We start from the raw sequence: 19,693 nt of genomic DNA, 5'->3' as shown, positions 1-19,693 counted from the left end.
CCCGCCGTCCGGGGCCGCTAGCCGGGCCTGCGCACGCCCCGGGAGACGGCGAGCCGGGCCACCGCCCAGAACACCAGGAGGGTGGCCACCGCGAGCCCGGCCACCAGCGTCGCGCCGCCCACGACCTTCTCGTAGTCCCGCTGGTAGAGGCCGTCGACGATGTAGCGGCCGAGGCCGCCGAAGCTGACGTACGCGGCGATGGTGGCCGTCGAGACGATCTGGATGGCGGCGGAGCGCAGCCCGCTGAGGATCAGCGGGAGCGCCGTGGGCAGTTCGACCCGGAACAGCACCTGGGCCTCGCCCATGCCCATGCCGCGCGCCGCGTCCACGGGCGCCGGGTCCAGGGACCGCATCGCCTCGTTGGTGGTGACCAGGATGGGCGGGACGGCGAGCACCACCAGCGGAATCATCACCGGGGCCATGCCGAGGCCCAGCAGGATGAACATGAGCACCATCAGGCCGAAGCTGGGCAGCGCCCGGCCGGAGGTGGCGATGAGGGCGAGCGCGTTGCCGCCGCGCCCGGTGTGGCCGGTGAGCAGTCCGACGGGGAGTCCGATGGCGGCGGCGATGCCGAGGGCCATGAGCGTGTACTGGACGTGCTCGCCGAGCCGGGCCGGGATGCCGTCGTAGTCCTGCCAGTGGGCGCTGTCGCTGAAGAACGCGTCGGCGTAGTTCAGGATGTTCACCGGGCGGCTCCCTTCGCGAGGACGGTCCGGGCGCCCCGGCCGCCGCCGCGCGGCATCCAGGGCGTCACCCACACCCGCAGGACGATCAGCAGGGCGTCCACGAGGATGGCGAGGACGGCGGTGGAGATCACCGACAGCCAGACCAGCCGGGGCTGGTTGTACTTCAGTCCGGCGTCGAGCATGTTGCCGAGGGCGCCCTCGTTGCCGATGAGCATGCCGACGCTGACGAGGGAGATGCTGGAGACGGCCGCGACCCGCAGCCCGGCGAGGATGGCGGGCGCGGCGATGGGCAACTGCACCTGGAGGTAGCGGCGTACGGGTCCCAGGCCCATGGCGGTGGCCGCGGCCAGCGTCTCCTGCGGCACCGAGCGCACCCCGTCCACGATGGCCGGGACGAGCACGACCAGGCTGTAGACGGCCAGCGGGATCATCACCGTCAGCTCGCTCAGCCCGGTGTAGTCGATGAGGACGACGAAGAACGCCAGCGACGGGATGGCGTAGAGCACGGTCGTCACCCACAGCACCGGCGGGTACAGCCAGCGGAAGCGGACGCACAGCTGCGCGAGCGGCAGCGCCAGGAGGAGCCCGGCCAGCACCGGCACCAGCGCCTCGCGCAGATGCAGCCCCACGAGGCCGAGGAAGCTGTGCTCCAGATAGCTCGGCATGTCGAAGAGGTCGTTCACGGGGCGACCTTCTGGGCCGTCCCGGCGGCGCGGCCGGCGTGCGCGCCGCGGATGGCGTCGCCGATGGACGTCTGCGAGACGACCCCGGTGGCCCGTCCCTCGCCGTCCACGGCGACGGCCCAGCCGGTCGGCGAGAGCACCGCGCAGTCCAGGGCGGCCCGCAGGGAGTCGGCGCCGGCGGTGAACGGCCGTCCGTGCGAGAGGAGTTCGCCGGTGGCGATCGATCCGGCCGTGAGTTCGGCGGGGTCGCCCCAGCCGACGGGCCGGCCGTCGGTGTCGACGACGAGGAGGTAGGGGGCGCCGGCCCGGCGGGCGTCGGCGATCTGCTCGGCCGAGGCGTCGACGGCGACGATCGGCCCGGTGAGCAGGTCGAGGCCGGCCGAGGAGAAGAAGGACAGCCGCCGGATGCCGCGGTCGGCGCCGAGGAAGTCCTCGACGAAGGTGTCGGCGGGGTCGGTGAGCAGTTCGGCGGGCGGGGCGAACTGGGCGAGCCGGCCGCCGGTGCGCATCACGGCGACCATGGTGCCGAGCTTGACGGCCTCGTCGATGTCGTGGGTGACGAAGACGATGGTCTTGCCCAGCTCCTCCTGGATGCGCAGGAGTTCGTCCTGGAGTCCCTTGCGCACCACGGGGTCGACGGCCGAGAACGGCTCGTCCATCAGCAGCACCGGCGGGTCGGCGGCGAGCGCGCGGGCGACGCCGACGCGCTGCTGCTGGCCGCCGGAGAGCTGGTACGGGTAGCGCTTGGCGAGGGACCCGTCGAGGCCGACGCGTTCCATCAGCTCCCGTGCCCGGGCACGGGACTTCTCCTTGCCCCAGCCGAGGAGGCGGGGCACGGTCGCGATGTTGTCGAGGATCGTGCGGTGCTGGAAGAGGCCCGCGTTCTGGATGACGTACCCCATCGACCGGCGCAGGGTGTTGACCGGCTGCCGCTGGACGTCCACACCGTCGAGGAGGATGGTGCCCTCGCTGGGCTCGACCATCCGGTTGATCATCCGCAGCGTGGTCGTCTTCCCGCAGCCGGACGGGCCCACGAGGACGGTGATCGAACGGTCGGGTATCTCCAGCGACAGCCGGTCGACCGCCACCGTGCCGTCCGGGTATCGCTTGGTGACTGCATCTATCCGTATCAAAACGCCGAATACCCTTCGGGTCTGGCAGGTTTCGCCCGCGTGCGACCCACGGGCCGGGCCGATCGGGCCCGAGTCTAGACGCCTTGTGTTGCGGGACCTTTGCGCTGGTCCGGTATCGCGCGGGCACGCAGCGCGGCGAAGGCCCGGCCGTCCACCGTCCACTGACCGGCGGGCCGCCATCCGGCCCGTGCCGCGTGCCGCAGCAGGGCGGGGGTGCCGAGGCGGGCCCAGGGGAAGAGGGGGCCCTCGGCGCCCCGGGCGTCGGTGACATGGACCTGGACGCGCTCGTCGAGGTCGAGGCCGGGCACGGTCTCGGCGAGCAACAGTCCGCCGGGGCGCACGAGTCGGGCCAGGCGCTCCAGCAGGGCCACCGGGTCGCCGCCGATGCCGATGTTGCCGTCGAGGAGCAGGGCGGTGCCCCAGCGGCCCTCGCCGGGCAGCGGTTCGAAGACGGAGCGGCGCAGCGCGGGACCGCCGAGCCGCGCGGTGCGGGCGACGGCGGCGTCGCTGACGTCGATGCCGAGCACGGTACGGCCCTGCCGCGCCAGGGCCGCGACCAGCCGTCCGGGGCCGCAGCCGACGTCGAGCACCGCGCCCTCGCAGCGCCGCAGCACCTCGCGGTCCACCGCGTCGGCGTCGGCGCACCAGCGCTCCACGTCCAGCGGGAGCAGCCAGCCGTCGGCCCGGCGCAGGAACAGGGGGCCTCGGCCGCTGCCGAGGGCACGCGCGTACGGGTCGGCGGACCAGGGCGCGACCGGGTCCGCGGGCGCCGGGGCCTCCCTGAGCCCGCTCATCGGCGGGCCGCCGGGCCGAGCCGGGCCAGGGCCGCTGCGAACCGTCCGCCGGGTGCCGCCGCGGCGACCAGGCCGGCGTCGTGCGCGGTGTCGACGTCCCGCAGGCGGGGCAGGTCCCGCACCCGCAGTCCGGCGAGCCGGGCGCGCTGGGCGGCCCCCGTGTACGGCTGCGACATGGGGACGCCCCGCAGCCGGTCCGGGTCGGGCTCGGCCAGGCCCAGCGCCCAGAACCCGCCGTCGCGTGCGCGGCCGAAGTACGCGTCGCAGTCCGCCCAGTCGACGGTGAGCAGGTCGGGGGTCACCTGGGGGGTGTCCATGCCGATGAGCAGGGCCGGGCCGTCGCAGGCGGCGAACGCGCCGGCGAGCCGTTCGTCGAGTCCGCCCGTGCCCTGCGGGACGACGTCGAAGCCGGGCGGCAGCCAGGGCCCCGGTGTGCCGTCCAGGACGAGGACGCGGCGCCGGGCGGGGGTGCGCGCGACGGTGTCGAGGGTGTCCGCGAGGGCGGCCTCGGCGAGCGCGGCGGCCTCCTCGGGGGTGAAGGGCGGGGTGAGCCGGGTCTTGACCCGGCCGGGGAGCGGCTCCTTGGCGATGACGAGGAGGGTGGTCACGGGCGGGCCCCTTCCCGTACGCCGGGTGCGGCGGGTTCCTCGGCCAGCACACGGCTCATGTCCCGGACGGCGTGCCAGGTGCCCCGCCAGGTCCCGGTGACCTTGGAGGCGCCGGTGCGGGGCCGGTAGGGCACGTCGTCCTCGGTGATGCGCCAGCCGGCGTCGGCGGCCCGCACCACCATCTGCAGGGGGTAGCCGCTGCGCCGGTCCGTCAGGTCCAGGGCGAGCAGTTCCTCCCGGCGGGCGGCGCGCAGCGGGCCGAGGTCGTGCAGCCGCAGCCCGGTGCGGCGGCGCAGGAGCCGGGTGAGGGCGAGGTTGGCGGCGCGGGCGTGCGGCGGCCAGGCGCCGCGCCGCCGGGGCCTGCGGCGCCCGAGGACCAGGTCGGCCTCGCCGGTCGCGACGCGTCGCACGAACGGCACCAGGTTCCCGGGGTCGAGGGAGGCGTCGCAGTCGCAGAAGCAGACGATGTCCGCGGTGGCGGCGGTCAGGCCCGCGTGGCAGGCGGCGCCGAAGCCGCGCCGGGGCTCGCGGACGACGGTGGCGCCGAGGCGGGCCGCGAGGTCCGCGGAGCCGTCGGTGGAGCCGTTGTCCACGACGATCGCCCGCCAGCCGGGCGGGACGCGTTCCAGGACCCAGGGCAGCGCCTCGGCCTCGTCGAGGCAGGGCAGCACGACGTCGACGGGTGCGGGGTCCGCGGGGGTGGCTCGGGGTGAGGAGGTCGTCACGGCATTCACCCTACGAGCGCGAACCGGGCATTTCGGACGACGGCTCCTTACGGAACGCGGACGTCGCCGTCCGGGCGGCGTCTCGCGCGCGCGGAGGGTGCGAGGGTGGCCGTATGAAGCAGCAAGAGCCGAGCAGCGGGGCCGGGGCGCGGGTCCTGGTCGTGGACGACGACCCCACCGTGGCCGAGATCGTCTCCGGGTACCTGGACCGCGCCGGGTACGTGGTGGACCGGGCGGGCGACGGGCCCGCCGCCCTCGCGGCGGCCGCCGCACGCCGCCCGGACCTCGTCGTCCTCGACCTGATGCTGCCCGGCATGGACGGTCTGGAGGTGTGCCGCCGGATGCGCGGGCAGGGACCGGTGCCGGTCATCATGCTGACCGCGCGCGGCGACGAGGAGGACCGCGTCCTCGGCCTGGAGGTCGGCGCCGACGACTACGTCACCAAGCCGTTCAGCCCCCGGGAACTCGTGCTGCGCGTCGGGTCGGTGCTGCGGCGCGCCCGCCCCGCCCAGCCGTCCGGCGTCCTGCGCGCCGGGGGCCTGTCGGTGGACCCGGCGGCCCGCCGCGCGACCAAGGACGGAGCCGAACTCGCCCTGACGATCCGTGAGTTCGATCTGCTGACGTTCTTCCTGCGCCATCGCGGCCGGGTGTTCGGCCGTGAGGACCTGATGCGCGAGGTGTGGGGCTGGGACTTCGGCGACCTGTCGACCGTCACCGTCCATGTGCGCCGGCTGCGCGGCAAGGTCGAGGACGACCCGGCCCGGCCCCGGCTGATCCAGACCGTGTGGGGCGTCGGCTACCGCTTCGACACCGACGGCGCCGCCCCCGCCGAGGAGCGCTGACGTGCGCGACACGCTGCTCATCGCCCTGTTCGCGTTCCTGGGCGCCGCGGCGGCGGGCGTCCTGGGCGCCTGTGTACTGCTGCTGATCCGGCGGCGCTCGCTGATCACGCACCTCGCCGTCGTCGCGGGCGTCGGCGTCACCGCGATGCTGGCGGGCACGCTCGCCGTGGCGCAGGCGATGTTCCTCTCGGGGCACGACCTGAGCGTCGTCACGACCGTCGTGGCGATGGCCGCGGTGGTCTCCCTGGCGACCGCGCTGCTGCTGGGCCGCTGGGTCGCCGCCCGCAGCCACGCCCTGGCGCTCGCCGCCCGGTCGTTCGGCGACGGCGGGGCCTTCACCTCCCCGGACGGGCCCGCCACGGCGGAACTCGCCGCGCTGAGCCGGGAACTGGAGGCGACCAGCGCCCGGCTCGCGGAGTCCCGGGAGCGGGAGCGCGCGCTGGAGTCCTCGCGGCGCGAACTGGTCGCCTGGATCTCCCACGACCTGCGCACCCCGCTGGCCGGTCTGCGGGCGATGGCGGAGGCCCTGGAGGACGGGGTCGCCGCCGACCCGGATCGCTATCTGCGGCAGATCCGGATGGAGGTCGAACGCCTCGACGGCATGGTGGGCGACCTGTTCGAGCTGTCCCGGATCCACGCCGGCACGCTGAAGCTGTCGTTCGCCCGGATGTCCCTGTACGACCTGGTGGGCGACGCCCTCGCGGGCGCGGACGCGTTGGCCCGGGAACACGGCGTGCGGCTCGTCGGCGACCGGGTGGAGGCGCTGCCGGTGCAGGTGGACGGCCGGGAGATGAGCCGGGTGCTGGGCAATCTGCTGGTCAACGCCATCCGCCGGACCCCGGCGGACGGCACCGTGGCGGTCGCCGCCGAACGCTCCCCGGACGGCGTGGTGCTGTCGGTGACCGACGGCTGCGGCGGCATCCCGGAGGAGGACCTGCCGCGCGTCTTCGACACGGGCTGGCGCGGTACGCACGCCCGGACGCCCCCGGCGGGCGCCGGGCTCGGACTCGCCATCGTGCGGGGCATCGTGGAGGCGCACGAGGGCCGGGCGACCGTGCGCAATGTCCCCGGAGGCTGCCGCTTCGAGGTGGTGCTGCCCGCCGCCGCTTCCTGAACGCGGGCAGCACCACCGGCCGGTGCGGGGCGGTCACCCGTCGCGCGGCTCCGCCCCGGCGAACTCCCGCATCCCCTCGGCGAAGGACACCTGCGGTTTCCAGCCCAGCTCGGCGCGCAGCCGCGCGGAGTCGGCCGTGATGTGCCGGACGTCCCCGAGGCGGTACTCCCCCGTCACCACCGGCTGGGGGCCGCCGTGGGCGGTCGCGAGCGCCTGGGCCATCTCGCCCACGGTGTGCGGCTCCCCGCTGCCGGTGTTGTACGCCGTCAGCGCGCCCGGCGGAAGGTCCCCGCCGCTCGCCTCCAGCGCGGCCACGTTCGCGGCGGCCACGTCGCGCACATGGACGAAGTCCCGTCGCTGGCGCCCGTCCTCGAAGACGCGGGGGGCCTCCCCGCGCGCGAGGGAGGAGCGGAAGAAGGACGCGACCCCGGCGTAGGGGGTGTCGCGGGGCATGCCCGGGCCGTAGACGTTGTGGTAGCGCAGCGACACGGCGGTGCCGCCGGTGGCGCGCGCCCAGGCGGCCGCCAGGTGTTCCTGGGCGAGCTTGGTCGTCGCGTACACGTTGCGCGGGTCGGCCGGGGCGTCCTCCCCCACCAGCCCGGGGACCGGATCGGCACCGCAGACCGGGCAGGGCGGCTCGAAGCGGCCCGCGTCCAGGGCGGCGACGGTGCGCGGGCCGGGCCGGACGACGCCGTGCCGGGCGCAGGTGTAGCGGCCCTCGCCGTACACCACCATCGACCCGGCCAGCACCAGCCGGCGTACACCGGCCCCGGCCATCTCCGTGAGCAGCACGGCCGTCCCGAGGTCGTTGCGGGAGACGTACTCCGGGGCGTCCGCGAAGCCGGTGCCGAGGCCGACCATGGCCGCCTGGTGGCACACCGCGTCGACGCCGGCGAGGGCGCGGCGCACGGCCTCGGGGTCGCGCACGTCCGCCGCGGGATCGGTGCGGACGTCGTACACCACGGTGTCGTGCCCGCGCGCGGCGAGCGCCCGGACGATCTGGGACCCGATGAACCCGGCGCCGCCGGTGACCAGTACACGCATGCCTTCACGCTAGGGCGCCGCCGCTGCCCGGGGCCGTCGCGCGGCCCCCATGTCATGGGTTCGTAAGGGCCGGGGCGGTCAGCGGGAGCGTCACCGTGAACCGGGTCTCTCCCGGTTCGCCGGAGACGGTGATGCGGCCGCCGTGGGCCTCGACCAGGGACCGCGCGACGGCGAGCCCGAGTCCGCTGCCGCCGCGGTCGCGGCTGCGGGCCTTGTCGACGCGGTAGAAGCGGTCGAAGACGCGTTCGGCGTCGGCGGGCGGTATGCCGGGCCCGGCGTCGGTGACGGAGATCCGGGCGGAGCCGTCCGCGACGGACACGGCGACCGACACCGGGGTGCCGGGCGGGGTGTGCACGGCCGCGTTGGTGAGGAGGTTGTCCAGGACCTGTCGGACGCGCTGCGGGTCCAGGCGCAGGGGCACGGAGCCGGGGCCGGGGACGACCGTCAGCGGGTGGCCGGGGCGGGTGGTCCGGAAGGCGTCCGCCGCCTGCCCCACCAGGTCCACCAGGTCGGCCTCCACCGGGCGCAGAGGCGTCTCCACGTCGGCGGCGTCGAGCCGGGCGAGCAGCAGCAGGTCGTCGAGGAGGACGCCCATGCGGGCGGCCTCGGCACGCAGCCGCGCGAGATGCCGCTCGCGTTCCTCGGGGGCGTTGGCGGCGGCGTACCGGAAGAGGTCGGCGTAGCCACGCACCGACATCAGGGGCGTACGCAGTTCGTGCGAGGCGTCCGCCACGAACCGGCGCAACCGCTGCTCCGCCGCCGCCCGTACGGCCAGCGAGCCGTCGATGTGCTCCAGCATGGTGTTGAACGCGGTGCGCAGCTCCTCCACCTCGGGCCCGCCGCCGCGCCGGTCGTGCCGCACCGGCAGCCGCGCGGAGTCGGTCAGGTCGTGCGAGGCGATGTCCCGCGCGGTGTGCGCCATGTCGCTGAGCGGTTTCAGACCGCGCCGCAGCATGCCCCGGCCGAGGGCCACCAGGGCGACCAGTGCCAGCCCGAAGGTGACCGCCTGGAGGGTGATCAGCCGGCCGACGGTGTCCTCGATGCCCTCCAGGGGGGCGGCGCTGACCAGGATCACGCCGGGCTCCACCTCGCAGGCCCGCAGCCGGTACTCGCCGTCGCCCCGCAGATGCGCGGTGCGCAGCACCTCCCGGTGCGCGCCGGCCTGGGTGCGGGCCAGCGCCGTGAAGTCGTCGACGTCGGCGGGCAGATCGGCGGGGTCCTCCGGGGTGCGCAGCACGGCCTGGCCGTCCGTCACGTCGTACACGGCGTAGAACCAGCTGTAGTACTTCTTGCCGCTGAGCGTGCCGTGGTCGGCGATGGACCGGGACTGGGCGATCTGCCCCTGCGCCAGCTGCGTGTCGAGCTGCGTGGCCAGGTAGTCGCGCATATACGTGGTCAGCGCGGTGCCGACCATCGCGAACACCGTCAGCGACAGCACGGCCAGGCCGAGCGCCAGCCGGGTCCCGAGGCGCATCGCGCGGTACGCCCGGCGCGGCCGCCCGATCACCCCGACGCCTCCCGGACCACGTAGCCGAAGCCGCGCACGGTGTGGATCAGCGGGGCGCCGGTGTCGTCCAGCTTGCGGCGCAGCCTGCTGACGACGAGTTCGACGACGTTGGACCGGCCGCCGAAGCCGTACTCCCAGACGTGGTCGAGGATCTGGGCCTTGGTGAGCACGGCCGGCGACCCGCGCATCAGATAGCGCAGCACCTCGTACTCGGTCGGGGTGAGGGTGAGCGGCCGGTCGCCGCGCCGGACCTCGCGGGTGTCCTCGTCCATCGTCAGATCGGCGACCCGCAGCACGAAGCGCTGGAAGCCGGGTCCCGCGCTGCGCCGCAGCACGGTGCGCAGCCGGGCCATCAGCTCCTCCACGGCGAAGGGTTTGACCAGGTAGTCGTCGCCGCCGCGGGTGAGTCCGGCGACCCGGTCGGCGACACCGTCGCGGGCGGTCAGGAACACCACGGGCACCATCCGCCCCGTGGCGCGCAGCCGGTCCAGCACCCCGAAGCCGTCGACGTCGGGCAGCATCAGGTCGAGCACCACGATGTCCGGGTGGAACGCGGCGGCCCTCCGCAGCGCCTCCGCGCCGGAGTTCGCCGTGACCGCCTCCCAGCCCTCGTAGCGGGCGACGGTAGCGACGAGGTCGGCGATGGGCGGATCGTCGTCCACGACGAGCAGGCGTACGTTCTCCACCCGTTCATAGTGCGGCACTTGACGCGGTACGCCGAGGGGCGGGTGCGGTGAGGGCCATATCGACAGGTGGCCGACAGGTGGCCGACAGCTTTCAGGCGCCGGGCGGCCTTCCGGTGCGCGGCCGGCGGCGGCGCAGTGCGTACACCGCCGCGGAACCCCCGCACAGCGCGGCCGTGATCAGGAGCCAGCGGGCGAGGAAGCCGTCCGGGGACAGGCCGGTGGCACGGGCGTAGCGGTCCGCGACGCGGCCTGTGATCAGCGGGAACCACACCAGCAGGAGCAGCAGCGACAGCGCGGCGGGCACCCGGACGTACATCGTGCGGGCGCGGTGGCCGGAGCGTTCCATGCCCCGCAGCAGCGCGCGGTCCGCCGCCCCGTACAACGGCACGAGGACGAGGTCATGGAGGACGGCCGCGCCCGCGAACCACAGCGCCACCGCGAACGGGTCCTCCGCGAGCAGCCGCACCCCCGCGTACGCCGTGAGCGCGAAGGAGCAGGCGAGCAGGAGCAGCCGCAGGGGGCTGCCGAGGGGCGGGCGCATCACAGGTCCTCGAAGGTCAGCCGCGCCACCCACTTGGTGTTCAGCACACCGGGCGCGGCGGGCACGACGACCCGGGCCGGATACCCGTGGTCGGGGGTGAGTTCGCCGCCGTTGACGGCGAGGGCGAGCAGGCTGCGCGGGTCGGCGACCTGGTTAGCGCGCAGGGCCGCCCGCCGGAAGGCGCCGTGCCGCTGGAGGGACTCCACGAGGACGTCGGCCGGGTCCCCCTCGTCGCCGGCGAGCGCCGCCAGGTCGCGCAGCCGCACCCCGCGCCAGCGCTGGTCGGAGGTGGACCAGCCCTCCACGCAGGCGATGGGCAGGGCCGCCTCGTGCTGCGGCAGGGCGAGCAGGTCGGCGCGGGAGAGGCGGACGGTGCGGCCGGCGCGGCCCGTCACCACGAGCCGCCACGCCTCCTCCGACGTGTCGGCCGCGCTGATCCCGGCGTACCGGGCCGTCTTGTTGATCTGGAAGGCGCCCGGGCCACTGCCCGGTTCGGCGCCGCCGTGCGGGGCGAGCAGGGCGGTCCTGCGCGGCACCCCGTCGACGTTCTGCCCCACCGTGGTGGCGAACAGCAGAAGGGAGCCGCCCCCGACGAACGCGAGGGCGCCGCGCCGCGAGACGGTCGGCTCGGCGGGCTCCGGCGCCGCCAGGCCGCCGGACTCCTCCCGCAGCCCCCGCAGACCACGCCGGGCCGCGGGCGCCTTGAGCAGCACATGGACGGCGAACGCGGCGAAGAAGACCCACGCCCCGTAGAAGTGCAGCGGGTAGAAGGACCCCGGGAAGACGTAGTCCAGCTGGATGTTCAGCACGCCCGTCACGAACTCGAACAGCGCCCCGCCGACCAGGAACAGCAGCGAGAGGCGTTCCAGCGCGTGCGTGAGGGACCGGGCGGGCGGCAGCCTGAACAGCAGGGGGACGACCGACCACAGCTTGGCCAGCAGCACGGGGACCAGGGTGACGCCGAGCGTGACGTGGACGCCCTGGGTGAGCCGGTACAGCCAGCGCGGGCCGGTCGGCCAGGGGAAGAGGTAGAAGCCGAGGACGCCCTTGCCGGGGGTCTTGTCGTTCACCGGCGACAGGTCGGGGTTGTAGGCGGCGTACGACAGCAGCCCGGTCACGAACAGGACCGTGATCCCGCCGAGCAGGACGACGCCGAGCACCGAGGTCAGCCAGAGCCCGCGCAGCGGACTGCGCCAGAACGAGGAAGCGAACGGGGACCGTGCCATGTGCCGACCGTAGGCCGCGGCGGCCCGCCGGAGCCCGAGGCGAACCATGACGGTTCACTGACGTCCCCGCTTGTCACACGGGGAGCGGACCCCTGGTCGTCCTAGCGTGCTGACGTGACCCGTGATCTCCTGCCCGAGACGCCTGAGACCCGCCCGGCCGCGAGCCCCGGCGACCGCCGGGCGCTGCGCCGCGACCTGTACGCGGCCGGCGCCGCCGTGCTGCTGTTCGCGGTGGCGGCGGTGGTCGGCACCGTCGTCGAGCGCCGCGACGGCACCCTCCACGTCAACTGGCCGCCGCTGCTGGCGACCTGGCATCCGCACGCCGGTCCGGGCACCCCGGCCGCGCTCCTCGTCGCGGTCGCGGTGGTGGCGTACGGACCCGTCCTGGCCGCCCGGCTGCCCTGGCGCCGGCTGCTCGCGGCCGTGTGGGGGGCCGCCCTGGCCTGGACCTGGTCGCTGGCGCTGGCCGACGGCTGGCAGCGGGGTGTCGCCGGCCGGCTGACGACACGGCACGAGTACCTCCGGGCCGTCGGCCGTTTCCAGGACATCCCGGCGACCCTGCGGGACTTCACCGGGCACATCCTGCTCGGCACGCCGGACCACTGGCCCGCGCATGTCGCCGGGCACCCGCCGGCGGCCACGCTCACCTTCGTGTACCTGGACCGGGCCGGTCTGGGCGGCGGGGCCTGGGCGGGGGCATGGTGCATCACCGTCGGCACCACGGCGGCGGTCGCCGTCCTCGTCGCCGTCCGCGCGCTCGCCTCCGAGCGGCACGCCCGGCGCGCCGCGCCGTTCCTCGTCCTGGTGCCGGGCGCGGTGTGGCTGGGCACCTCGGCCGACGCGTACTTCGCGGCGGTCGCGGCGTGGGCGCTGGCGTTCCTCGCGCTGGCGGTGACGGGGCACCGGCCCCGCTCGGCCGGCCTGGCCGCCGGACTGTCGGCCGGCCTCGCCGTATATCTGTCGTACGGGCTGACGCTGATCGTGGTGATCGGCGCGGCCGTGCTGTGGCTGGGGTCGGCGCGCGTGCGGCCGCTGCCCTACGTCCTGGCGGGGTGCGCGGTGGTGCCGCTGGTGTTCACGGCCTTCGGCTTCTCCTGGTGGGAGGCGTACGGCCTCCTGGTCACCCGCTACCACCAGGGCGTCGGCGGCGACCGGCCGCAGCTGTACTGGGTGTGGGCCAACCTGGCCTGCCTGGTGGCGGTGGTGGGGGTGGCGGTGGTCGCGGGCCTGCGGCGGGCCGGGGCCGTGCCGCTGCGCCGGGCGCGTACCGCCCCCGACAGCCGTCTCGGGGTGCTCGTCCTGGCCGCGCTGGCCGCGCTGCTCGTCGCCGACCTGTCCGGGATGAGCAAGGCGGAGACGGAGCGGATCTGGCTGCCGTTCGCCCTGTGGCTGCTGCCCGCGACGGCGTTCCTGACCGGGGCCCGGGGCTGGCTGGCGGCCCAGGCGCTGGTGGCCCTGCTCGTCAACCATCTGCTGCTGACGGGCTGGTGAGACGGCCGCGGCAGCGCGGGCTGGGGGCTGTGTGACGCACGCCGCATCAGCGGATCGCAAGTTTTTTCCCGTAGCGGTGATTGTTCTCGCCGTCCCGTCCGTACCTCTGGGAGTACGAGCCGTTCACGTCTGGAGGCACGATGCCCGTCTCGCGCCGCATGGTTGGCACCGTCTTTGTGGGAGGCGCCCTGGTCCTGACCCTCTCCGCCCTCGCCTACCCCGCCATGCTGGGTGTGCAGACCACATCCGCCAGCCAGGACCGGGTCATCGCCAACACGCAGTGGGGGCCGCTGACCGAGGCGGACCGTGACTTCGTGGTCAAGGTGCGCGCGGCGGGGCTCTGGGAGCACCCGCTGGGCATGATGGCGATGCAGCGGGGCACGACACCGGCCATGAAGGAGGCCGGCCAGCACCTGGTGGTCGGTCACGCCCGCCTCGACCTCGCCTGCCGCAAGGCCGCCGCGCAGCTGAACATCACGCTGCCGAACCAGGCGAGCCCGCAGCAGCAGCAGTTCGTCGCGACGGTGGACTCCAAGACCGGCAAGGAGTTCGACTCGACCGGCGTGGCGATCATGCGGGTGACGCACGGTCAGATCTTCCCGGTGATCGCGAAGATCCGGGCGAACACGCAGAACACCATGGTGCGTCAGCTGGCCGACCTCGCGAACGACACCGTTCTCGACCACATCACGATCCTGGAGAAGACGGGACTGGTCAATTTCGATCAGAACAACTTCCAGCAGACCACGCCCCCGAAGCTGCCCCAGGACCAGCTGACGCCGCCCCCGCCGCAGCCGGGCGCGCCGATCCTCACGCTCAGCATCCCCAAGGGCCTGGAGAACCTGGACACCAGGTCTCCCACGGCGCTGCCGAGCGCGGACGTGAAGTGACCGGGTGCCCCCGCCGGCCGGGGGCACCACCGCTCAGCCGGTCTTCCAGCCCCACGGGGTGTCCAGCCGCTCCCACTCCGCGGCCCACTGCTCCAGCCGCCGCCGCTCCATCACCAGGCGCACCACCCAGCCGGCGCCCAGCACGAGACCGGCCGCGCCCGCGCCCGCGAGCAGGCCGCCGGTGACCGCGTGCAGCGTCGTCTCGGCCCCGGACAGGGGTTCGTTGACGACGGTGCCGTGCCGGTCCGTCCACACCTGGACCTGGCCGCCGGCCTTCGCCTTCGGCGGGACCCGCGCCTCGTCGGTGCGGATCGTGCCGTCCGGCTCGGTCCAGCGGACCTTGGTCCACACCAGGTGGTCGCCGGTCACGCGGCCGGCCGCCGGGTCCTCGGCGTCCCGCACCAGGACGGCGGTCACCTGACGGGTCTCGGCGCGGACGCGCCCGGCGGAGCCGACGACGGCGTCCGCCGCCGCGAGGCCGGCGAAGACACCGCCCAGCACAGCGAGCAGCCATACGCCCAGGACCACCCACGCCTCGATGACGTCGCTGCGCCGCTTCAGCGGATTGCGCCGCCACCGCCACAGCCGGACCTTCGTGCACTCGGTCGCCGCCATGCCGACACCCCCTTGAGCACCGACAGCACCCCTCCAGTGTGCGCCCATTCACGGGCCGCCGCACTCACCCGAGCGGCCCCGGCGGCCCCCTGGCGCGCGGCCCTCGGGTCGGTCGGCTCGCGGTGCGGCGGATGCGTCCGGCGTACGGCTTCTCCGGCTCTCAGATTGCCCTCGTAGCCGCCCGGCACATCGGCCGAGACGTGGACCGGCGGACGTTCCCCGGCGGCGAGGAGCAGGGCGGACGCCCGGGCGGCAGCAGGTCAGGGGGCAGCCCGAGGGCGCGCCCGACCGACCCGGCCAGGGCCGTCGGCCCGCCCCGGCCGTCCACCGCCCGCAGGGCGGCCCGCACCGCCTCGCGCCCGGGCCAGGACCCGGCACCGTCGTCGACGAGCAGCCCCGTCGCCGCCCGCGGTGGCGCCGCGGACCCGCCGGGTGGTGGCGGTCGCGGGCGGCTTCGCCGGTGTCCCCCGGCTGGCGCCCGACGAACCCGGCCAGCCGCGCGCACGCCGCCCTCACCGCCGCGCTGCACCAGGTGGGGATCACGGCCGCGGCCGTCGAGATCCACAGCGACGGCGAGGCCGCGTTCGCCTCCGCGCCGGGCGGCCCCGCCGACGGGATCGCCCTCCTCGCCGGTACGGGTGCCGTCGCCGTGCGCGTCACCGGCCGCACAGCTCCGGTGGGGCCGCCCCGGCCGGCGCGGCGGTGAGAGGGCCGGTGAGTTCGGCCTCGGGCGCGGTGAGCGCGTTCCCCGGCCCGCCGTGGCCAGAGGCGCCAGGACGGCCCGGCTGCGGGTGCCCCCGGCGTCCACGCCGACGACGTACGCGGGCGCACCGGCCGGGCCGCCGCCCCGCCGCGCTACTCCTCGCCGAAGCGCAGCACCGCCACCGTGATGTTGTCCGGCCCGCCCGCCTCGATCGCGGCCCGCCACAGCTCGAAGGCGGCCCGGCCGTCGTCGTGCTCGCGCAGGATCGCGGCCACCGTGTCGGGGGGCACCGGGTCCGTCAGGCCGTCCGAGCACACGACGTAGCGCGTGCCGGCCGCGAGGGGTTCGGTGCTGATGTGCGGGTGGATCTCGCGGAAGGTGGGTGAGCCCCCGAGGCACTGGGTGACCACGGACGTCGTACGGCCGGGCGGGTGCGGCGGGTTGTCGTCGACGCTGACCTGCCGCAGGCCGTCGCCGTCGGCCGCGAGGACCTGGCTGTCGCCCACGTTGAACACGAGCACCGAGTCCTCGCGCACCACCACGCCGGCGACCGTGGTCCCCATCCCGGTCAGCTCGGTCGGCTCGTCGCCGCCGGCGGCCTGGTAGACGGCGCGGTTGCAGGCGTTCAGGGCGTCGCGGACGGCGGCCTCGGTGCCGAGGGCGGGTCCGAGCATCGCGATCCGGCGCACGACCAGCGAGCTGGCCAGGTCACCGCCGGGATGCCCGCCGAGCCCGTCGGCGACGGCCACGACGACCGGGGTGCCGAGCGGGAAGACCAGGGTCTGCGGGCTCTCGGTCACCGTGGCGCACAGCGTCCACGGCCCGACGGCCAGGCTGTCCTCGTTGCGCTCGCGCAGCAGTCCGGGGTGGCTGAGCGCGCTCACCGCGACATACGGCATGCGGTTCCACCGCCTTCCGTACCGGGTGCACCGCCGGCAAAGGGGCCTGCTACGAGTCTAGGAAGGTGCACCGCCCGGGCGCACGCGCGGCCGGGGGCCGGCCCCGGGCGCGCGCGCCCCGCCGTCAGCCCTCGGCCGGCGTCAGCCGCAGCGAGATGCTGTTGATGCAGTACCGCTGGTCGGTCGGGGTCGGATACCCCTCGCCCTCGAAGACGTGCCCGAGGTGGGACCCGCACCGGGCGCAGCGCACCTCGGTGCGCACCATCCCGTGCGAGCGGTCCTCGATCAGCTCCACCGCGTCGGTGTCCTTCGGGTCGTAGAAGGACGGCCAGCCGCAGTGCGACTCGAACTTGGTGGTGGAGGTGAACAGCTCGGCCCCGCAGGCGCGACAGGAGTAGACGCCTTCGGTCTTGGTGTCGGTGTACTCACCGATGAAGGCGGGTTCCGTACCGGCCTGGCGCAGCACGGCGTACTCGGCCGAGCTCAGTTCCGCGCGCCACTGCTCGTCCGGCTTCTCTACGTCGTACGACATGGGTGTGTTGCCCCTCACTTCGACAGGCGGTCCAGGATGAGCGGGCCGAGGTCGGTGACATCGCCCGCGCCCATGGTGAGAACGAGATCACCGGGCTTCGTCATTCCCGCGATCAGCGAGGGAACCTCGCTCTTTTCGTGGACGGGGGTCACGTCGGCGCCCGCCGCGCGGGCGGCCTCGACGACCAGCTCGCTGGTGATGCCGGGGATCGGGTCCTCGCGGGCCGGGTAGATGTCCAGGACCAGCGAGGCGTCGGCCAGGGCCAGGGCCTCGCCCATCTCCTTGCCGAGCTCCTGGGTGCGGGAGAAGAGGTGGGGCTGGTAGACGACCAGGATGCGGGCGTCGCCGGCGGCGGCCCGCATGGCCTGGAGGTCGGCCGTCATCTCGGTCGGGTGGTGGGCGTAGGAGTCGATGACCTGGGCGCCGGCGGCCTCGCCCTTGAGCTGGAGCCGCCGCTTCACGCCGGTGTACGCGGCGATCGCGGGGGCCAGCTCGGCGGCCGGGACGCCCAGCGCCGCGCCCGCCGCGAGGGCGGCGACGGCGTTCAGGGCGTAGTGGCGGCCCGGGACGGAGACCGTGAAGGTGAGCTCCTGCCCGTCGAGGAGGACGGTGACCTCGCTCTTGAGGCCCTGCGGCACCACGGACAGGACCCGCACGTCGGCGTCCGGCGCCTCGCCGTACGTCACGACGCGCGGCCCGCGCCCGGCGACGCGGCGGGTGAGCTCCCGCGCGCCGTCCTGGTCGGCGGAGATCACCAGGGTGCCGCCCTCGGTGACGCGGTCGGCGAACGTGACGAAGGAGTCGTAGATCTCCTCCAGTGACGCGTAGTTCGCGTGGTGGTCGAGTTCGACGTTGAGGACGATCGCGACGTCGGGGGCGTACTTGTGGAAGCTGCGGTCCGATTCGTCCGCCTCGGCGACGAAGATGTCGCCGTCGCCGTGCAGCGCGTTGGAGCCGGGGGCGTCCAGGTCGCCGCCGATGGCGTACGACGGGCGCAGGCCCAGCTCGGTGAGGGAGACGGCCAGCATGGAGGTGGTGGTCGTCTTGCCGTGGGTGCCGGCGACGGCGATCGGGCGCAGCCCGTCCATCAGCGCGGCGAGCGCGTCGGAGCGGTGCACCACGGGGATGCCCCGCTCGGCGGCGCGGGCCAGCTCGGGGTTGTCCCGCCGGATCGCCGACGACACCACGACGCAGCTGGCGTCGTCGGCGAGGTGCTCGGCGGCGTGCCCGATGTGCACGGTGACGCCGAGCGCCCGCAGCGCCTCGGCGGTCGCGGACTCCTTGGCGTCGCTGCCGGCGACCGCGGCCCCGCGCTGCGCGAGGATCTTCGCGATGCCCGACATGCCGGCCCCGCCGATGCCGATGAAGTGCGGTCGGTCCATGGCGGGGGGAAGGCCGGGTGCCATGCGTGTCTCCCAGGAGTGCGATACGACGGTGAGGCCCCAGCCTATTGGCAGGCGGCGGGCCCACCGCCCGGGGGCGCTCGCGGCGTCCGCTACGCCTTGCTGTGCGAGAACAGCTTCAGCACCGGCACGCCCACCTTGTGCCGGGCCCGCGAGGCCCAGTCCCGGTGGAAGAACTCCTCGACGTAGTGCGGGTCGGTCAGCACGATGACCTCGTCCGCCCCGACCTCGCGCACGACGTCCTTCAGCGCGTCCAGCGGATGGTCCTCCAGCAGCCGGCCCTCCGCCTGCGCCCCCGCGGTGCGCAGGGCCGTGAGCGACACCTCCAGGGCGCGTACGCCCGTGCTCAGCGCCTCCTCGCCCTCGGGGGTCTCGCCCTCGCGCACCGCCTCGTCCAGCTCGCCGAGCGCGATGTCGTCGATGGCGCGCAGCAGCCGGTCGGCCTGCTCGCCGCGCGGCTGGAGCAGCACGTGGAAGGAGACCTCCTCGTCGCCGTGCAAGGTGGTGACGAACTCCACGTCGGCGGACGTCATGGCCTTCTCGATCATCAAAACGCTTGTGAACACCGGCGCCCCTTCTGCGGAAACCATCCTGCCCCGTGCTGGCACGGGGACTGCGAAATGTAGTCTGCCCGGCGGAAGCCAAGCGGAACGGTCTATTCCGCCGTTTCCCGGCCAGGGCTCGGCGAACCCCCTGCCGTCCCCCTACCCGCGCGGCCGCCGGTACCGACTGAACAGAAAGCCGTCCTCCTCCAGCAGGGAGACCAGCTCGAACCGCCGCGGCACGGCCACCGCGGGTCCTCCGGCGATGCGCTGGGCGTCCCCGGCGGTGAGCATCGGCGAGATCGTCAGACACAACTCGTCGAGCACCCCTGCCGCCACCAGCTGCCCGAGCAGCCGCGGGCCGCCCTCGGTCAGCAGCCGGGTGTGGCCGAGCCCGGCGAGCGCTCCCGCGGCACGGGCGGGGTCGACGCCGGCGCCGTCACCGGCGACCACCACCCGGGCGCCCGCCCGTTCCGCCTCCGCGACCCGGTCCGCGGGCGCCGCGGCGCCGGTCACCACCAGGGTCGGCACGAGGGGCGAGGTGAACAGCGGCAGACCGAAGTCCAGGTCGAGGCTCGCGCTGATCACCGCGATGGCCGGGGCGGGCCCCTGCCCGGCCGCGGCCCGCGCCCCGGCGAACTCGGCTCGCGCGCGAGCCGGGCGGTACCCCTCCTGGCGGACCGTTTCCGCACCGACGACCACGACGTCCGCCAGCGCCCGCAGCGTGCCGAAGATCCGCATGTCGGCCGCGCAGGAGATGGGCTGCGACCGCCCGTCGTGCTGGGCGGCCCCGTCGAGCGTGGACACCATGTTGCCCCGCAGCCACGGGGTGCTCCCGCCGGGTCCGGCGTCGGGGTAGGCGTACGCGGCGGCGAGCTCGGCCAGGCTCCACTCCCGGCCGGCCACGGGTCCGCTTCCCCCGGCGGCATTCGGCGTCGTCTCGTCGGTCACAGGGAACAGGCGTCGCATGGCAAGGAGTCTGGCACGGCACCCGGCCACCGCCCCGCCCCGGCCGCGCGCTCGCGCACG

The 19,693-nt window shown here is 74.9% G+C and carries 22 protein-coding genes and 1 pseudogene; 5 read left to right on the top strand and 18 right to left on the bottom strand.

Annotated elements, in window-relative coordinates:
• Positions 1–17: 17 nt before the first annotated feature.
• The 6 genes from ACFRAC_RS05820 to ACFRAC_RS05795 form a co-directional block, all read right to left on the bottom strand.
• Positions 18–686 (bottom strand): ABC transporter permease, encoded by a 669-nt coding sequence (locus ACFRAC_RS05820; protein WP_382921292.1) that lies wholly within the window; start codon positions 684–686, stop codon positions 18–20.
• Positions 683–1,369: an ABC transporter permease gene (locus ACFRAC_RS05815; protein ID WP_382921289.1), complete on the bottom strand. Its 687-nt coding sequence runs from the start codon at positions 1,367–1,369 to the stop codon at positions 683–685. Before ACFRAC_RS05815 ends, ACFRAC_RS05820 begins: the two co-directional genes overlap by 4 nt.
• A complete protein-coding gene (locus tag ACFRAC_RS05810) occupies positions 1,366–2,502 on the bottom strand; it encodes an ABC transporter ATP-binding protein (RefSeq protein ID WP_382921286.1) in 1,137 nt (378 codons plus the stop codon). The genes ACFRAC_RS05815 and ACFRAC_RS05810 overlap by 4 nt, the downstream gene beginning before the upstream one ends.
• Positions 2,503–2,576: 74 nt before the next feature.
• Positions 2,577–3,296, bottom strand: coding sequence for a class I SAM-dependent methyltransferase (locus tag ACFRAC_RS05805; protein WP_382921283.1), 720 nt, complete (start codon positions 3,294–3,296; stop codon positions 2,577–2,579).
• Positions 3,293–3,904, bottom strand: coding sequence for a DUF2064 domain-containing protein (locus ACFRAC_RS05800; RefSeq protein ID WP_382921281.1), 612 nt, complete (start codon positions 3,902–3,904; stop codon positions 3,293–3,295). Before ACFRAC_RS05800 ends, ACFRAC_RS05805 begins: the two co-directional genes overlap by 4 nt.
• Positions 3,901–4,638 carry a glycosyltransferase family 2 protein gene (locus ACFRAC_RS05795; protein ID WP_382921279.1) on the bottom strand — a complete coding sequence of 246 codons (738 nt, stop codon included), beginning with the start codon at positions 4,636–4,638 and terminating at the stop codon, positions 3,901–3,903. Before ACFRAC_RS05795 ends, ACFRAC_RS05800 begins: the two co-directional genes overlap by 4 nt.
• Positions 4,639–4,742: 104 nt before the next feature.
• Here ACFRAC_RS05795 and ACFRAC_RS05790 point away from each other — a divergent pair, with 104 nt between their 5' ends.
• Together ACFRAC_RS05790 and ACFRAC_RS05785 are read left to right on the top strand one after the other, a co-directional pair.
• Positions 4,743–5,471, top strand: a complete 729-nt coding sequence (locus tag ACFRAC_RS05790) for a response regulator transcription factor (protein ID WP_382921276.1) — start codon at positions 4,743–4,745, stop codon at positions 5,469–5,471.
• Position 5,472: 1 nt separating this feature from the next.
• Positions 5,473–6,585, top strand: a complete 1,113-nt coding sequence (locus ACFRAC_RS05785; protein WP_382921273.1) for a sensor histidine kinase — start codon at positions 5,473–5,475, stop codon at positions 6,583–6,585.
• Between the two features lie 33 nt (positions 6,586–6,618).
• On the opposite strand, the gene ACFRAC_RS05780 is transcribed toward ACFRAC_RS05785, so the two are convergent.
• The 5 genes from ACFRAC_RS05780 to ACFRAC_RS05760 all read right to left on the bottom strand — a co-directional run bounded on the left by ACFRAC_RS05780 (position 6,619) and on the right by ACFRAC_RS05760 (position 11,589).
• Positions 6,619–7,629, bottom strand: coding sequence for an NAD-dependent epimerase/dehydratase family protein (locus tag ACFRAC_RS05780; protein WP_382921270.1), 1,011 nt, complete (start codon positions 7,627–7,629; stop codon positions 6,619–6,621).
• Between the two features lie 52 nt (positions 7,630–7,681).
• On the bottom strand, positions 7,682–9,136 hold the full coding sequence (locus ACFRAC_RS05775) for an ATP-binding protein (protein ID WP_382921267.1): 1,455 nt from the start codon (positions 9,134–9,136) through the stop codon (positions 7,682–7,684).
• A complete protein-coding gene (locus ACFRAC_RS05770; RefSeq protein ID WP_382921264.1) occupies positions 9,133–9,822 on the bottom strand; it encodes a response regulator transcription factor in 690 nt (229 codons plus the stop codon). Before ACFRAC_RS05770 ends, ACFRAC_RS05775 begins: the two co-directional genes overlap by 4 nt.
• Before the next feature lie 91 nt (positions 9,823–9,913).
• On the bottom strand, positions 9,914–10,363 hold the full coding sequence (locus tag ACFRAC_RS05765) for a hypothetical protein (protein WP_382921261.1): 450 nt from the start codon (positions 10,361–10,363) through the stop codon (positions 9,914–9,916).
• Positions 10,363–11,589 (bottom strand): molybdopterin-dependent oxidoreductase, encoded by a 1,227-nt coding sequence (locus ACFRAC_RS05760; protein ID WP_382921258.1) that lies wholly within the window; start codon positions 11,587–11,589, stop codon positions 10,363–10,365. Before ACFRAC_RS05760 ends, ACFRAC_RS05765 begins: the two co-directional genes overlap by 1 nt.
• Positions 11,590–11,703: 114 nt before the next feature.
• On the opposite strand from ACFRAC_RS05760, the gene ACFRAC_RS05755 reads away from it, so the two are divergent.
• Both ACFRAC_RS05755 and ACFRAC_RS05750 read left to right on the top strand, forming a co-directional pair.
• Complete coding sequence (locus tag ACFRAC_RS05755; RefSeq protein ID WP_382921255.1) at positions 11,704–13,080, top strand: hypothetical protein; 1,377 nt, start codon at positions 11,704–11,706, stop codon at positions 13,078–13,080.
• A gap of 140 nt (positions 13,081–13,220) precedes the next feature.
• Positions 13,221–13,970: a DUF4142 domain-containing protein gene (locus ACFRAC_RS05750; RefSeq protein WP_382921253.1), complete on the top strand. Its 750-nt coding sequence runs from the start codon at positions 13,221–13,223 to the stop codon at positions 13,968–13,970.
• Between the two features lie 33 nt (positions 13,971–14,003).
• On the opposite strand, the gene ACFRAC_RS05745 is transcribed toward ACFRAC_RS05750, so the two are convergent.
• On the bottom strand, positions 14,004–14,585 hold the full coding sequence (locus tag ACFRAC_RS05745) for a hypothetical protein (RefSeq protein ID WP_382921250.1): 582 nt from the start codon (positions 14,583–14,585) through the stop codon (positions 14,004–14,006).
• A 64-nt stretch (positions 14,586–14,649) separates the two neighbouring features.
• Positions 14,650–14,836 (bottom strand): annotated as a pseudogene (locus ACFRAC_RS05740) (hypothetical protein); the annotation flags it as partial.
• Positions 14,837–15,045: 209 nt separating this feature from the next.
• Here ACFRAC_RS05740 and ACFRAC_RS05735 point away from each other — a divergent pair.
• On the top strand, positions 15,046–15,291 hold the full coding sequence (locus ACFRAC_RS05735; RefSeq protein WP_382921247.1) for a hypothetical protein: 246 nt from the start codon (positions 15,046–15,048) through the stop codon (positions 15,289–15,291).
• Between the two features lie 149 nt (positions 15,292–15,440).
• On the opposite strand, the gene ACFRAC_RS05730 is transcribed toward ACFRAC_RS05735, so the two are convergent.
• The 5 genes from ACFRAC_RS05730 to ACFRAC_RS05710 all read right to left on the bottom strand — a co-directional run bounded on the left by ACFRAC_RS05730 (position 15,441) and on the right by ACFRAC_RS05710 (position 19,633).
• Positions 15,441–16,187 carry a PP2C family protein-serine/threonine phosphatase gene (locus ACFRAC_RS05730; protein ID WP_382921244.1) on the bottom strand — a complete coding sequence of 249 codons (747 nt, stop codon included), beginning with the start codon at positions 16,185–16,187 and terminating at the stop codon, positions 15,441–15,443.
• A gap of 124 nt (positions 16,188–16,311) precedes the next feature.
• Positions 16,312–16,719 (bottom strand): peptide-methionine (R)-S-oxide reductase MsrB, encoded by a 408-nt coding sequence (gene msrB / locus ACFRAC_RS05725; protein ID WP_382921241.1) that lies wholly within the window; start codon positions 16,717–16,719, stop codon positions 16,312–16,314.
• A 14-nt stretch (positions 16,720–16,733) separates the two neighbouring features.
• Complete coding sequence (murC, locus tag ACFRAC_RS05720) at positions 16,734–18,125, bottom strand: UDP-N-acetylmuramate--L-alanine ligase (protein WP_382921238.1); 1,392 nt, start codon at positions 18,123–18,125, stop codon at positions 16,734–16,736.
• An 89-nt stretch (positions 18,126–18,214) separates the two neighbouring features.
• A complete protein-coding gene (locus ACFRAC_RS05715; protein WP_382921235.1) occupies positions 18,215–18,688 on the bottom strand; it encodes an indole-3-glycerol phosphate synthase in 474 nt (157 codons plus the stop codon).
• A gap of 138 nt (positions 18,689–18,826) precedes the next feature.
• Positions 18,827–19,633, bottom strand: coding sequence for a pyrimidine reductase family protein (locus ACFRAC_RS05710; RefSeq protein ID WP_382921232.1), 807 nt, complete (start codon positions 19,631–19,633; stop codon positions 18,827–18,829).
• Positions 19,634–19,693 lie beyond the last annotated feature (60 nt).

This window comes from Streptomyces sp. NPDC056628 (assembly GCF_042792555.1).
In the GTDB taxonomy this organism is placed as follows: domain Bacteria; phylum Actinomycetota; class Actinomycetes; order Streptomycetales; family Streptomycetaceae; genus Streptomyces.
Note: the sequence above shows the minus strand (reverse complement) of the source record. Positions and strands in the feature narration are given on the sequence as shown.